A 14,423-nucleotide genomic window follows, 5' to 3' on the forward strand; every position below is an offset into this window, starting at 1 on the left:
AATCACGCCAAGCCCCGGACGTCCCGTCCGGGGCTTTTTGCTGGGCGTGTGCTCAGCGCATCGTGCCGGGCATGCAGGGCGGCTCCGTAAACGGAGCGGTCGCGAACGATCCAACGTTCGGCGCGCGCATGCAATCGACGGTCTTGCTGCTGGCCGTTGTCGACGCATGGGCGCGCCGTGACGCGGCATTGCCGCCGGCGGCGGAAGCCTGAGCCGAATATGCAGCTGCCGCAACCAGAGCAACCGCCACGAAGGTCAATTTGGTCATAGGTTTCTCCACAGGGTGGTGGAAGCCGGGGCAAGCCCCGCTCCTGTGACCAAGAACGATTTGTGGTCGAAGTTATTTCATCACGCCCGATCACCGGCGCGCGAGCGCCTGATCAAGGCGAGCAACGGTTTGCAGGATTTGGGCGGCCGGTCTTCTCTAATGCTTTTCGGGGGCCCGTGCCGCAGACGGGCCGAGATGCGTCTTCTCATATTCCAGCCACAGCTCGAGCAGCGCCATGAACGCCACCACCGCACCGGCGGCGATGCTGAAATGCATCGCTCGGCTATGGGTGAAGCCGAGCAGCCATGGCGAGACGATCAGCCACAAGCCCACGAACACGTTGACCCACTCTTCCCAGACAGAAAACGCAACAATCGCCGCCAGCGACAGCACGGCGATCACGGCACCGCTGGTCCTGAGATCGATCGCCGCCGTCTGGTTGGCGTGCGCGAACAGCCACGGTGCGGCGAGCAGGAAGATGGATGCCACCAGATTGTAGAGATCAAGCGCCGATTCACTTCGCCATTTGATCATGTCGATGCCTCCCTTGCTGCTTCAAACTCTCGCTGCTTCAAGCCCGCCGCTCATGCGCGCCGACCGCGTTGATATCCTTGCCCGTGTAGTCGGTCATCAGCGCGGTCGCGATCAGCGTGATGACCGCGCAAATCGCGATATAGATTGCGATCGCGGTCGCGGACTTGAGGGTGCCAAACAGCCACGCTGCGATCAGCGGCGCGGGGCCGCCGGCGATGACAGATGCGAGCTGATAGCCGAGCGACGCGCCGCTGTAGCGCAGGCGTCCGGTGAAGCTCTCGGCGATCAGAGCGGCCTGCGGGCCGTACTGCATGTCGTGCGGGATCAGCGACAGCACGATCGCGAGGAAGATGATCGGCTCCGATCCGGTATTGAGCATCGCGAAGTAGATGAAGCCGAAGACGCCGGTCACGACGGCCCCGATCATGTACATGTTCTTGCGGCCGATCTGGTCGGACACGTACCCGGACACCGGGATCGCGACGAACGACACCACCGAAGCCGCGAGCACCGCGGTCAGCAGCAGGTCGCGCGTGAGGTGAAGCGTACCGATGCCGTAGGAGAACACGAAGGCTGTGAAGACGTAGAACGGCGCCTGCTCGGACATGCGCGCGAACGCGGACTGCAGAATCTCCCGCGGATATTCCTTGATCACCGTCAGCATCGGCGTTCGGTCGAGCTGACGCTCGGCGAGCAGCTTCGAGAACACTGGCGTTTCCAGAATGCCGAGCCGGATGTAGAGGCCGACGGCGACCAGGATGAGGCTGAGGGCGAACGGAATGCGCCAGCCCCAGGCCAGGAACTGATCGCCTGACATCTGACTGAACGCCAGCACGGCGAGATTGGCGAGGAACAGGCCGCATGGCACGCCGAACTGCGGCCACGAGGCGATCAGCCCGCGCGAGCGGTCGTTGCGCGCCCACTCCATCGACATCAACACCGAGCCGCCCCATTCGCCGCCGACGCCGACGCCCTGGATGAAGCGCAGCGCGGTCAGGATCACCGCGCCCCAGATGCCGATGCTCGAATAGGTCGGCACCACCGCGACCGCGGCGGTCGCCAGTCCCATCAGCAGCAGCGTCGCGATCAGCGTCGATTTGCGGCCGATGCGGTCGCCATAGTGCCCGAAAATCGCAGCACCGATCGGGCGCGCGACAAAGCCGACCGCATAGATCGCAAAGGCCTCCAGCGTACCGACCCAGGGATCGGAATGCGGAAAGAACAGCTTCGCGAACACCAGGCCGGTGACGGTGCTGTAGAGGAAGAAGTCATACCATTCGATCGCGGTTCCGACCGTGGAGGCGATGACGGCGCGACGAAGCTGGAGCTGATGCTCGGACGGACTAAGCCGGGTGGCGTCGAGGCCAAATGTTGCCATGGGATTGTCTCCCTCAGACAAGCCCCCGCGTGGAATTTGGGTGATTGTGTCGCCCGATCACAAACGGACACTGCGGCCCAAGGGTTCCAGCCGAGGTGGAACCGGAGGCTAGAACTTTAGTCGGCTGCAGGCCGGACGAGACGAGCCGAAGGCGTATCGGCCATCGCCCCGCGCACCGAATGGCGGATTACGCTTCACAGCTCTTATGCAAGCCGCCTGGAAAGCGCGACAGCCCCTCAATTGTCACTTTCCCAATTACCCTCTTGGCCCTTGGGGCACGCAAAGGACCAGCCATGGACGAGACCCTGATTTACGACGTGGGCGCCCACAAGGGCGAGGATACTGAATTCTACTTGAGAAAGGGATTTCGCGTCGTCGCCATAGAGGCGATGCCGGAATTCTGCGAATCCATCAGCAAGCGCTTTTCGGAATACGTCACGTCGGGCGCGCTCTCAGTGGTCAATGTTGCCGTTTCCAACTCGCCTGGCAACGTCAACTTTTATGTCGACGATCGAGTTTCGGAATGGGGAACAACCAATCCGGATTGGTCCGAGAGAAACAAAGGTTTTGGCGCAGGCGCGGGCCGAACGTTGAAGATACAAGCCGCTAAACTCGCGGACATTTTGAAGCAGCACGGCGTCCCGCGATACTGCAAGATCGATATCGAAGGCAACGACCTCGATGCCCTGGCGTCTCTGGAGGGCCTTTCCGAGCTGCCCAAGTTCGTATCCATCGAGTCTGACAAGACAAGCTGGAAAAGGCTCATCAAAGAGTTCGAGACCTTCGAAAAGCTGGGATACCGGAAGTACAGAATAATAGACCAGTCACTCGTCTCCATGCAGAAATGTCCAGCCATTCCGAAGGAAGGAAAGTTTGTCGATTGGCAGTTCAGGACCGGAAGCAGCGGCCTTTTCGGAAATGAGTTGCCTGGAGCATGGGTCAGTGCGCTTGAAGCCATCGAGCTCTACAAAGGCATATTTCGCGGATATGCGATCAATGGAGACCTTGGACTGTTCGGCGGCGGCGCGAAAAGCATGTTCAATATGGTCGGCAAGCTTCAAGAGAAGATGTTTCGCCTCAAGGGTTCAAAAAAATACTTGAATCCGGCGACGCAGTTCCCGCCGCCCGGCTGGTACGATACCCATGCAATGAGGGAGTGATTGCCTGGAGATGGAGCCGTTCTACGGTGCCCCGCTCGCGTCGTGTCGCGGGGCCGTAGAGCGGCCGATCACGCGTGTAACGGGGTGTCCAGACCTTGGCACGGACGCGCTGCTCGATCTGGTCGATCGCAACATCGGTGAGACCTTGCTTGTGCGCCCGGTCGACCTTGAACCGGACGCTGTCGCGCGTGGTCGGCGGGAACGGGCTGCCGACGCCTCGCGCTCGGCCTCGGAGAACGCCGTGCCCCTGTTGAGCTGCGGATCGACCAGCAACTCGCATCCGCTCAGCGCGGTGGTGGCGAAATCTCCAGACGACTCCGACATGACAAGGTCCCTCGGTGCGGAATGCCGGGCTGAACCGTAGCAGTTCGACGCCAGCGATCGGAGCGCGAAGGCACCCCGCTCGCCAAGTTCTTACTCCGCCGTGAGACCGGATCGGCTGCCTCGCAGCGGTTGATGACAGCGTAATGAAGCCCGCGCTGGCGTCCGGATCCGGCGCGTCGGCCACGCACCGGCCGTGCGTCGCCACTTTTGCGTGACGGCGCCGCGTGTGGCCACAAAGTTTTCCAAATTCGAACCTAGGCGAAACGGTGGATGGCGAAGATGGTTCGTACACATTGGTTCTCGCTTGGTCTCGTGGCGCTGGCGCTGGCGGCGACGCATCCGGCCGCGGCCCAGGTGCCCGATATGAGAACGGGCGGCTCGGTCCCGACACTGGCGCCGCTTGTCCGCCGGATCACGCCGGCGGTCGTCAACATCTCCGTGCATGGCCGGGTGCGCGAGGACAACCCGCTCTACCGCGATCCCGTCTTCCGCGAGTTCTTCGATGTTCCGAAGCAGATCGAGCACGAGGTCAACGCCGCCGGCTCCGGCGTGATCGTCGATGCCCAGCGCGGCTATGTCCTGACCAACAACCATGTCGTCGAAGGCGCATCGGTCGTTCAGATCACGACCAAGGACAGCCGGCAGTTCGCCGCGAAGGTGATCGGCCGCGATCCGCCGACCGACGTCGCCGTGCTGCAGATTGAAAATCCTGGCGACCTCAAGGCGCTTCCGCTCGGCGACAGCGACGCGCTCGAGGTCGGCGACTTCGTGCTCGCGATCGGCAATCCCTTCGGCCTCGGCCAGACCGTCACCTCGGGCCTCGTCAGCGCGCTCGGCCGCACCGGCCTCGCCAAGCAAGGTTACGAGGATTTCATCCAGACCGATGCCGCGATCAATCCGGGCAATTCCGGCGGCGCACTGGTCAGCCTGCGCGGCGAGCTCGTCGGCATCAACTCGGCGATCATCTCGCCCGCCGGCGGCAATGTCGGGATCGGCTTTGCGATCCCCGTCAATATGGCGCGGCGGGTGATGGAGCAGATCATCGCCACCGGGCGCGTCGAGCGCGGCCGCATCGGTGTCGCGCTGCAGGACCTGCACTCGTCCAGCAACAGGGGCCGCAGCGAAGGCGCTGTCATCGCCGAGGTCGCAGCGGATTCGCCTGCGGAGAGGGCAGGCGTGCGCAAAGGCGACGTCGTCACCATGGCCGACGGCCACCCGATCCGCACCGCGACGCAGCTCCGCAATCTCGTGGGCCTCGCCCGGATCGGCCAGGACGTCAGACTCACGCTCGAACGCGAGGGCGGGCCCGCCGACGTTGTCGTTCGGGTGGCGCCTCCGCTCGCCCGCAACGGCGCGCTCGCCGACAGAAATCGCCTCATTCGCTGAGACCGATCACGCCGCGTGCGTGATCCGCGGCCGACGCGCCGATGATCGGCACGGTGCACCTGCCTCACACATCATCGTGATTGCGCGAGAGCGATCAGCGACCGCTGGCGCCGACCGTGACCGGCGTGATCGTGCAGAAGACCGGGTCGTTCGGCGCTCGTCGGCGCCTTGATCGGCGTGGTCTCGGCGGGATGCTATCTGTTCATCGTCGATCAGCCGATCACGGCGGCCGACATGGCTGCCGTGTCCGACACCAAGGTCGGTTCGCTCGGCGTCGAAGCCAATCGGGAATCGTGGGTCTGAACGAACAGAGCTCAGTGCGCAAGGCGGATTAGCCGCAAGGCGTGGTCCGCCGTCATCTCAGCTATGCGCTAAAGCGCAATGAGATTAGGTTGAATCGTCATCGCACTTTAGCTCCTTGTTTGAGCATGCTCTCCGCGCAAACGCGTTCCGCGTTTGTCGCGAGGGAAAACCGCTTCACACTTTTCCGGATCATGCTCTAGCGAGCCGTAGGAAAGATTTGCAATCGCCTGGAAATGACAACGTCGTTGTTGAGTGCATAAAGGAAGCAATTTCCATCTCTTCCTTTTCGCACCGGATCATTGTTGCAATTGGCGAGAGCCACGTCGGCATTGTCTCTGAGGTTTTTCCTATCCTTTGATACGAATAACCGACCCCACGGGTGTATGGCCATGGCCTTCGGCTCCGCTGCCCCAAAGTAACTCTGGACCTCGGGCTTGAGCCTTGTCGCCAAGGTAATAGCTGGAATTTGAGCCGGGGCGAACTCGCCGGAGTAATGCAGTCGAGGCATATCTTTTGAGATCAATTGGCCCTCTGCCACGATCTCCTCGTTCACCGCGATCAGTGCGCACGGTTTGCCGTAGCGCAATTGGCAACCTTCCAATGCGCGGTCGCCCGCCACGGACTGATCTTCATGATTGGTCGAACGCCATGGACCGGCAGATGTGAGTTCGATGGCCTGCGCCTTGTTGGCTGGCGCGTCTTCATAATTCTTGACTGTCCGCTCCCGGAGCGCTTCCGACATCTGTGGCACCGCCGTCGCCAGGATGACGTTCAAGGCCTTCTCGAACACCGACACGCGCGGAGTTACGATCACGCCCGCCCATGCGCCGGCCGATGACAGGCACAAGGCAACAATCCAAAATGACCTTTTCACGCGAGCCCCTCACCCCCAAAGACTTGCAGTTGCTATTCTCTTATTGCCAACCATAGGAGGCAAGCAACTGAATCCTTTCCCCGAAAACAATGAGCCCCGGAGGCCGGCTCCGGAGCTCTGTTTTCGGCGTCACACGGCCGCTGCGATCACCGCAGCGCCGACACCACGATCAGGCCGAGGATCAGCGCGGTCACCGAGTACTTCAGCGTGTAGTACACGTTGCGATTCCACTCCTTGACCTTGCGGCTCGCGAGGTGGACCTCGTAGAGCTTGCCGAACACCTTGTTCAGCGCGCCGACATGCTCGCCGTCGACGTTCTGCGTAGCCGACGCCTTGACGATGTTGTGGCTGACCCAGCGGTTCATCCTAGTCATGAAGCCGTACTTCATCGGGCGCTCGACGTCGCAGAACAGGATGATGCGGTTGACGTCGGTCTTGTTCTCGGCGCTGTGGATGAAGGTCTCGTCGAACATGAAGGCCTCGCCGTCGCGCCAGACGCATTCGACGCCGTCGACGAGAATGCGGCACTGGTTCGAGTTCGGCGTCACCAGGCCGAGGTGATAGCGCAGCGATCCGGCGAAGGGATCGCGATGCGCGCCCAGCTTGCCGCCCGGCGGCAGCATCGCGAACATCGCGCCGTGCACGTTCGGGATCGAGTTCAACAGCTCGACCGTCTTCGGGCACAGCGTGCGCGCCGACGGCAGAAAGTCATCGTACCATTTCAGGTAGAAGCGCTTCCAGCCGCTCTTGAAGAAGGAATAGAAGCCCCAGTCGTTGTTCTTCGCCGCGGCGCGGATGAAGCCTTCGTCGAACAGGCGCGTCGCCTCGTCGCGAATCGTTTCCCAATTGTCAGAGAGCTTCTTCAGCTCGGGAAACTGCTCCACCGGAATCACCGGCGTGTTCGGCACTGCCGAGCCCGCATACATCAGCACGTTGTAAGGCGCGAGATAGGTCGAGTGATCGCCGAGCTGGCGCGCGAACCGCAGCCGTTGCTTGCCGCGGAAGTGCACATAGAGCGTGGAAGCCGCCAGCACGTAGAGAATAACGAGCTGCGGCGCAAAGAGCTGTCTCAACATGATCCGTCTATGATCGCGGCCCCCCGACGCCGTCCATTCCCCTCGCCCTGTCCCGCAACAGCCGATCCGGCTGGCCGGTGGCCCAGGACAGACGGAGGATCAGAGCACATCGCGTCCGCGAAATTCCCCTTGTTTCATAGCGAGTTGGCTCAACGTCAGGATCCGGCACCGAACCGGAAGCGTGGCCGAGGCGCCGTCCCTGCCCGCTCTTGTAAGCGTTCGCTCACCAATTGTGAAGCGTCAGGCCGGCCACACCTGCGGACTTTCGTCTTCAAATTGCACAGCCAACGAAGTGGACGTCGTGCGGCAGGTTTTTCCATTGACAAATGAATTAGATAATTACTAATCGAGCACAACACGCCGCAGAACGGCGAAGGTTCAGGAAGGGAGGAATGATGAGACACATTTTGGCAGTCGCCATTCTTGCGGCCATGACATCGGCCGCTCACGCCCAGGTCTCCGACGACGTCGTGCGCATTGGGGTGCTGACCGACCTGTCGAGCTGGGGCCGCGATAATTCGGGCCCGGGTTCGGTCGAGGCGGCCAAGATGGCGGTGGAGGAGTTCGGGCCGACGGTGCTCGGCAAGCCGATCGAGATCATCTCGGCCGACCACCAGATGAAGACCGACGTCGGCGTGCAGATCGTGCGCGGCTGGTTCGACAACGGCAAGGTCGATGCGGTGGTCGACATCCCCAACTCCGGCATCGCGATCGCCGTCCACAACATGGTCCGCGAGCGCAACAAGATCGCGCTGCTATCCGGGCCCGGCGCAAGCTCGCTGACGGATGAGCTGTGCAGCCCCAACACCGTACACTTCACCTACGACACCTACGCGCTGTCGAAGGTGACGGCTTCGGCGGTGATCCAGCAAGGCGGCAAGTCCTGGTACTTCATCACGGCGGACTACGCCTTCGGCCAGCAGCTCGAGAAGGACGCCACGCGCTTCATCAATGAGATGGGCGGCAAGGTGCTCGGCAGCGTTCGGCATCCGACCAACACCGCCGACTTCTCCTCTTTCGCGCTGCAGGCGCAAAGCTCGAAGGCCGACGTGGTTGCCTTCGCCAATGCCGGCCAGGACACCGACAATGCGATCAAGCAGGCCGGCGAATTCGGTCTCGTGCAGGGCGGCCAGAAGCTGGTCGGTCTCTTGATGTTCGACACCGACATCCACGCGATCGGATTGAAGGCGGCCCAAGGCACCTACATGACCACGGCGTCCTACTGGAACATGGACGACAAGACACGGGCCTGGTCGAGGAAATTCTACGAACGCACCAAAGTGATGCCGACCATGATCCAGACCGGCGTCTATGGCTCGGTGCTGCATTATCTGAAGGCGATCAAGGCCGCCGGCACCGACGATCCGCAGAAGGTGATGGCCAAGATGCGCGAGCTGCCGATCGAGGATACGTTCGTCCACGGCGGCAAGCTGCGCGAGGACGGCCGCGTAATCCGCGACATGTATCTCGCCAAGGTGAAGTCGCCCTCGGAATCCAAGGAGCCGTGGGACTATCTCGATATCGTCAAGACCGTGAAGGGCGAGGATGCGTTCCGTCCGGTGTCCGAGTCGAAGTGCCCGCTGTTGAAGAAATAGGATCGGTCGCATGGCAGACAACGCGCAAGAGACCTACGAATGCGACGCGCTTGTGGTCGGCTCCGGTTGCAGCGGCCTGTCGGCCGCAGTCACCGCGGCCCACTACGGGCTGAAGGTCCTCGTCGTCGAGAAGGAGCCGCGGTTCGGCGGCACCACTGCGCGTTCCGGCGGCTGGCTCTGGATCCCCGGCACGTCCCTGGCGAAAGCCTGGGGCATCGAGGAGAGCCCCGACCAGGCCAGGACCTATCTCAGGCACGAAGCCGGCAACAGCTTCGATGCCGCGCGCGTCGATGCGTTCCTGACCGAAGGGCCGAAGGCGGTCGATTTCTTCACCACCAAGACAGCGGTGCGGTTCGACATGCCGCTGACCTTCCCGGACTATCATGCCGAAGCGCCGGGCGGCGCGCAGGGTGGCCGCTCCATGGTCGCCCGCCCGTTCGACGGGCGTGAGCTCGGCGAACGCATCAAGGATCTCGGCAGCCCCCTGCCCGAGCTCACCGTGTTCGGCATGATGCTCGGCTCCGGCAAGGAGATCATCCACTTCATGCGCGCGACCCGCTCGCTGACCTCGGCGGCCTATGTCGTCAAGCGCCTCTCGAAGCATGCCGGCGACGTGGTGCGCCATGGCCGCGGCATGACCCTGACCAACGGCAATGCGCTGGCCGGCCGGCTGGCCAAATCCGCCTTCGACCTGAACGTCCCGCTCTGGCTTAATTCGCCGGTGCGCCAATTGATCGTCGATGATGGAGCGGTGCGCGGCGCGGTGGTCGAACGCGAGGGCCGCACGATCCGCATCACGGCCAAGCGCGGCGTGGTGCTCGCCTGCGGCGGCTTCCCGCATGACGTCGCCCGACGGCAGAAGATGTTCCCGCACGCACCGACCGGCAAGGAGCATTACTCGCCAGGCCCGACCGGCAACACCGGCGACGGCCTGCGGCTTGCGGAGTCCGTCGGCAGCAGGGTCGAGGATTCGCTGCCCAACGCGGCAGCCTGGGTGCCGGTCTCGGTCACCACGCGCAAGGACGGCAGCAAGGGCGTGATGCCGCACTTCATCGATCGCGCCAAGCCCGGCGTGATCGCGGTGATGCGCGACGGCAAGCGCTTCGCCAATGAGGGCAACTCCTATCACGACTTCGTGCAGGAGATGATGAAGGCGGCCAGGCCCGGCGAGGAGATCGCGGCGTACCTCGTCTGCGATCACCAGACCTTGCGCAAATACGGCCTCGGCTGCGTGCCGCCGCGTCCGATGCCGCTCGGCCATCACCTCAAGAGCGGTTATCTGAAGCGTGGCGCGACGCTATCGGAGCTGGCGGCGCAGACCGGCATCGATGCGAAGGGGCTCGAGGCAACCATCGTGGAGTTCAACAAGACCGCTATTGAAGGCCGCGATCCCGCCTTCGGCAAGGGCTCGCGCGCCTATAACCGCTACCAGGGCGACGCCCTGCACGGGCCAAACCCCTGCGTGGCGCCGCTCGAACACGGACCGTTCTATGCAATCAAGATGGTGATCGGAGATCTCGGCACCTATGCCGGCATCGTCACCGATGCACATGCGCGCGCGCTCGACGCCGAGGGACGTGTCATCCCCGGGCTTTACGCGGCGGGCAACGACATGGCGAGCATCATGGGCGGCAACTATCCGGGTGCCGGCATCACCCTCGGCCCGGCGCTGACCTTCGGCTACATCGCCGGCCGTCACCTTGCGGCAGGCGCTTCGGAAAGAGGCGCAGCATGAGCGCGGCGGCCCAATTGCTCACCGGCAAGCGCGCCCTCGTCACCGGTGCGGCCCACGGCAACGGACGCGCCATCGCGCGCGGGCTCGCGGCCCATGGCGCCGACGTGATGGTGACCGACATCGATCTCGCCGGCGCCGAACGAACCGCGGCCGATATTAGGGAATGCGGCCGCGCCGCCTGGGCATTTCACCTGGATGTGTCTGACGCGGAGGCCTGTCACGCGCTGGCGCAGAGGGCCGGTCGCGAGATCGGGCCGATCGCCGTGCTGGTCAACAATGCGGGCATCATCATTCGCGAGGGGATCGATTCGCCCAAGGCGCACGACAACTGGCGGCGAGTGCTCGACGTCAATCTCACCGGCACCTTCAACGTGACCCACGCATTCCTGCCGGCGCTGCGCGAGACCCGGGGCGCGATCATCAATCTCGGTTCGATCGCCTCCTTTGTCGGGGTTGCCGACACGCTGGGCTATGCGCCGTCCAAAGGCGGCGTGAAGCTGTTGACGCAGGCGCTGGCGCGCGAGCTCGCGGCCGACGGCATCCGCGTCAACGCCATCGCACCCGGGGTGATCGCGACCGCCATGACCGAAGCGACCCGCAACGACCCCGCCCGGCTTGCAGGATTTTTGGGCCGCACGCCGCTCGGCCGTGTCGGGGAGCCTGAGGAGCTGGTCGGGCCGGTGGTGTTTCTCGCCTCCGAACTCGCGTCGTATGTGAACGGCGTGACTATGCCCGTCGACGGAGGATTTCTGGCCGTATAAGGACGTTGTGGAGAGCTTGCAGGGCCACATGACGAAAGAAAGCCGCGGCATACAGTCGATCGAGGTCGGTGGAGAGCTGCTCCGCGCGCTCGCCCGCAGCGGCGAACCGATGATGCTGCGCGACCTAGCGCGCGAAGCGGGCATGCCCCCAGCCAAGGCGCATCCCTATCTGGTGAGCTTCTCCCGCATCGGCCTGATCGAGCAGGACGAGACCACGGGCCGCTATGAGATCGGCGCACTTGCGCTCGAGCTCGGCCTGATCAGTCTGCGCCGGCTTTCGGCCGTGCGCATCGCGACACCGCGGATCGCCACCCTCGCCGACAGCATCAATCATGCCGTGTCGCTGTCTGTCTGGGGCACCCACGGGCCGACCGTGGTGCGGCTTGAGGAGCCGAGCCATCCCGTGCATATCGCGATGCGCGTCGGGTCGGTGGTGGCGCTGCTTGAGACTGCGACCGGCCGGGCATTCGCCGCCTTCATGCCGCCGAACGCGGTCAAGACCGCGCTCGAGAGCGGCCTCGATCGCCTCGGCGTCGGCTACAATCCCAAGCGTGCGCCGGCAAGCGCGAAGACGACGGAGATGCTTGCCGAGGTCCGCAGCCGCGGGCTCGCGCGTGCGATCGGCGACCCGTTGCCGGGCGTCAACGCATTCGCCGCGCCGGTGTTCGATCACGCCGGCCACGTCGCGCTGGTCATCACGGCGATGGGGCCGGAGGGCACCTTCGACGTCAGTTGGGACAGCGCGATCGCAGCCGCGCTGCGCAACTGTGCGAGCGATATATCGAGGCAGCTCGGGCACGGCACGGTGCGGGCCTCGGAGTGACGCTGAATGACGGATGGATGGAGCAGCGCCGCTACCACTGATTTGCCCGACGGCGCAAGCCTCCGCCGCAAAAATATTTCTGTTTATCAGAACTACAACTCAGTGCTATAGATCCGCCATCTCACCCGATTGAGGGGCGCGTCGCGATCGTCACGAGTGTTGCGGTGAGATGCGGTGGACGCTGATCGCATGACTGACGAGCATGCGTGACGCGGACGGTGAAGTCGTGTGGTCTCGACGCCCCAGTGGCAGGTGTCTCCTCGCAAGATGCTGAAGCATCTCTGTGGAGACGGTGACAAAAAAGCCAAGTCTCGCCGGGGAGAGCACGAAGTAAGCCGTAAACCATCGCGCAGGGAAAGCCGGAGTGTTTCCGGTTTCACCTGTGGTCCTACCTCCCGTGCTTTTTTCACTGCACGGGACCCATGGGTGCGATCGGCACCCGGCTTTCCCTGCGCCCTCTGCTTCCAGAGCGGCGAAATGAGATGCAGAACTCGGACAAACCCTGTCGCGAGAATGCGGACGTACGTCATACATCGTCGTCATGCCCCGCGCATGCGGGGCATCCAGTACGCCCGCGGCGTCTCGATTCAAGCGCCGGCATCTCTGGAATACTGGATCACCCGCTTTCGCGGGTGAAGACTGAGAGCTTGGCTGTCTGACAGTTGAATCGGAGGCGCGCACCGCACACGGCACCACGGCCGGCGCAGCAAAAAGCCCCGGGCAATGCCGGGGCTTTCATCTGTCGATCGCGGTGCGAGCGGATCAGTAGCGATAGTGATCCGACTTGTACGGGCCTTCCGGCTTGACGCCGATGTAATCGGCCTGGTCCTTGCGCAGCTCGGTCAGCTTGACGCCGATCTTGGCGAGGTGCAGGCGGGCAACCTTCTCGTCCAGCGTCTTCGGCAGCACGTAGACCTTCTTCTCGTACCTGCCGTCCTTGTTGTTGGCGAACAGCTCGATCTGCGCCAGCGTCTGGTTGGTGAACGAGGCCGACATCACGAAGGACGGATGGCCCATCGCGTTGCCGAGGTTCACCAGGCGTCCCTCCGACAGCAGGATGATGCGGTGCTTGTCGGGGAATTCGATTTCGTCGACCTGCGGCTTGATGTTGGTCCACTTCAGATTGCGCAAGCTGGCGATCTGGATCTCGTTGTCGAAGTGACCGATGTTGCAGACGATGGCACGATCCTTCATCGCGCGCATGTGCTCGATGGTGATGATGTCCTTGTTGCCGGTGGCGGTGACGAAGATGTCGGCACGGGGCGCGGCGTCTTCCATCGTCACCACTTCATAGCCCTCCATCGCCGCCTGCAGCGCGCAGATCGGATCGACCTCGGAGACCATGACGCGGCAGCCGGCCTGGCGCAGCGAGGCGGCCGAGCCCTTGCCGACGTCGCCGAAGCCCGCGACCATCGCGACCTTGCCCGACAGCATCACGTCGGTGCCGCGGCGGATGCCGTCGACCAGCGACTCGCGGCAGCCATACAGGTTGTCGAACTTCGACTTGGTGACGCTGTCGTTGACGTTGATCGCCGGGAACAGCAGCGTGCCCTTGTTGGCCATCTCGTACAGGCGGTGCACGCCGGTGGTGGTCTCTTCCGAGACGCCCTTGATGTTCTTAGCGATCTCGGCGAACCAGCCCTTCGGCTTCTCCTTCAGGAGGCGCTTGATCAGCGCGTAGAAGATCTCCTCTTCCTCCGAGGTCGGCTTGTCGAGGAAGGCGGTGTCGCCCTGCTCGGCGCGATAGCCAGCATGCACCAGCATGGTAGCGTCGCCGCCGTCATCGAGGATCATGTTGGGCGTGCCGCCGCCGTGCCAGTCGAACAGCTTGGCGGTGTAGTCCCAGTATTCGGTCAGCGTCTCGCCCTTCACGGCGAACACCGGAATGCCGGCTGCCGCGATCGCGGCAGCCGCGTGATCCTGCGTGGAATAGATGTTGCAGGAGACCCAGCGGATATCGGCGCCGAGCGCGGCCAGCGTCTCGATCAGGACCGCGGTCTGGATCGTCATGTGCAGGGAGCCCGCGATGCGCGCGCCCTTCAACGGCTGCTTCGGGCCAAATTCCTCGCGGGTCGCCATCAGGCCGGGCATTTCGGTCTCGGCGAGCGAGATCTCCTTGCGGCCGAAATCGGCGAGCGAAATGTCCTTGACGATGTAGTCGGTGAAGCCTGGCTTCGTGGGGGCGTTCATGAGAGCTTCCTGTTGT

13 protein-coding genes are annotated in these 14,423 nt (G+C 63.4%); 7 read left to right on the forward strand and 6 right to left on the reverse strand.

From position 1 onward, the window contains the following. Positions 1-52: 52 nt before the first annotated feature. The 3 genes from MTX23_RS23540 to MTX23_RS23550 form a co-directional block, all read right to left on the reverse strand. A complete protein-coding gene (locus MTX23_RS23540; protein ID WP_280972571.1) occupies positions 53-268 on the reverse strand; it encodes a hypothetical protein in 216 nt (71 codons plus the stop codon). 156 nt (positions 269-424) lie between these two features. Then, the gene (locus tag MTX23_RS23545) at positions 425-802 is read right to left on the reverse strand and encodes an SPW repeat protein (protein WP_280972572.1); all 378 of its coding nucleotides are present in this window, start codon (positions 800-802) and stop codon (positions 425-427) included. A gap of 37 nt (positions 803-839) precedes the next feature. Continuing rightward, the gene (locus MTX23_RS23550; RefSeq protein ID WP_280972573.1) at positions 840-2,180 is read right to left on the reverse strand and encodes an MFS transporter; all 1,341 of its coding nucleotides are present in this window, start codon (positions 2,178-2,180) and stop codon (positions 840-842) included. A 293-nt stretch (positions 2,181-2,473) separates the two neighbouring features. On the opposite strand from MTX23_RS23550, the gene MTX23_RS23555 reads away from it, so the two are divergent. From MTX23_RS23555 to MTX23_RS23565, 3 genes are all read left to right on the forward strand, one after another. Beyond that, positions 2,474-3,340, forward strand: a complete 867-nt coding sequence (locus MTX23_RS23555; RefSeq protein ID WP_280972574.1) for an FkbM family methyltransferase — start codon at positions 2,474-2,476, stop codon at positions 3,338-3,340. Between the two features lie 603 nt (positions 3,341-3,943). Further along, positions 3,944-5,050: a trypsin-like peptidase domain-containing protein gene (locus MTX23_RS23560; protein ID WP_280972575.1), complete on the forward strand. Its 1,107-nt coding sequence runs from the start codon at positions 3,944-3,946 to the stop codon at positions 5,048-5,050. Between the two features lie 168 nt (positions 5,051-5,218). Further along, positions 5,219-5,353, forward strand: coding sequence for a hypothetical protein (locus MTX23_RS23565; protein WP_280972576.1), 135 nt, complete (start codon positions 5,219-5,221; stop codon positions 5,351-5,353). Between the two features lie 196 nt (positions 5,354-5,549). On the opposite strand, the gene MTX23_RS23570 is transcribed toward MTX23_RS23565, so the two are convergent. Both MTX23_RS23570 and MTX23_RS23575 read right to left on the reverse strand, forming a co-directional pair. Continuing rightward, complete coding sequence (locus MTX23_RS23570) at positions 5,550-6,227, reverse strand: hypothetical protein (protein WP_280972577.1); 678 nt, start codon at positions 6,225-6,227, stop codon at positions 5,550-5,552. 146 nt (positions 6,228-6,373) lie between these two features. Continuing rightward, positions 6,374-7,303 carry an aspartyl/asparaginyl beta-hydroxylase domain-containing protein gene (locus MTX23_RS23575; RefSeq protein ID WP_280972578.1) on the reverse strand — a complete coding sequence of 310 codons (930 nt, stop codon included), beginning with the start codon at positions 7,301-7,303 and terminating at the stop codon, positions 6,374-6,376. A 395-nt stretch (positions 7,304-7,698) separates the two neighbouring features. Here MTX23_RS23575 and MTX23_RS23580 point away from each other — a divergent pair, with 395 nt between their 5' ends. From MTX23_RS23580 to MTX23_RS23595, 4 genes are read left to right on the forward strand one after another with little or no spacing between them, the layout of a single operon-like run. Further along, positions 7,699-8,898 carry an ABC transporter substrate-binding protein gene (locus MTX23_RS23580; RefSeq protein ID WP_280978159.1) on the forward strand — a complete coding sequence of 400 codons (1,200 nt, stop codon included), beginning with the start codon at positions 7,699-7,701 and terminating at the stop codon, positions 8,896-8,898. A 10-nt stretch (positions 8,899-8,908) separates the two neighbouring features. Next, positions 8,909-10,633: an FAD-dependent oxidoreductase gene (locus tag MTX23_RS23585; RefSeq protein WP_280972579.1), complete on the forward strand. Its 1,725-nt coding sequence runs from the start codon at positions 8,909-8,911 to the stop codon at positions 10,631-10,633. Continuing rightward, positions 10,630-11,394 (forward strand): glucose 1-dehydrogenase, encoded by a 765-nt coding sequence (locus MTX23_RS23590; RefSeq protein ID WP_280972580.1) that lies wholly within the window; start codon positions 10,630-10,632, stop codon positions 11,392-11,394. Before MTX23_RS23585 ends, MTX23_RS23590 begins: the two co-directional genes overlap by 4 nt. A gap of 28 nt (positions 11,395-11,422) precedes the next feature. After that, entirely contained in the window at positions 11,423-12,217 is a 795-nt protein-coding gene (locus MTX23_RS23595) for an IclR family transcriptional regulator (RefSeq protein ID WP_280972581.1), read from the forward strand. A 762-nt stretch (positions 12,218-12,979) separates the two neighbouring features. Here MTX23_RS23595 and ahcY read toward each other — a convergent pair. Further along, complete coding sequence (gene ahcY / locus MTX23_RS23600; protein WP_280972582.1) at positions 12,980-14,407, reverse strand: adenosylhomocysteinase; 1,428 nt, start codon at positions 14,405-14,407, stop codon at positions 12,980-12,982. Positions 14,408-14,423: the final 16 nt, after the last annotated feature.

The sequence above is a fragment of the Bradyrhizobium sp. ISRA436 genome, from assembly GCF_029910015.1.
In the GTDB taxonomy this organism is placed as follows: Bacteria; Pseudomonadota; Alphaproteobacteria; order Rhizobiales; family Xanthobacteraceae; genus Bradyrhizobium.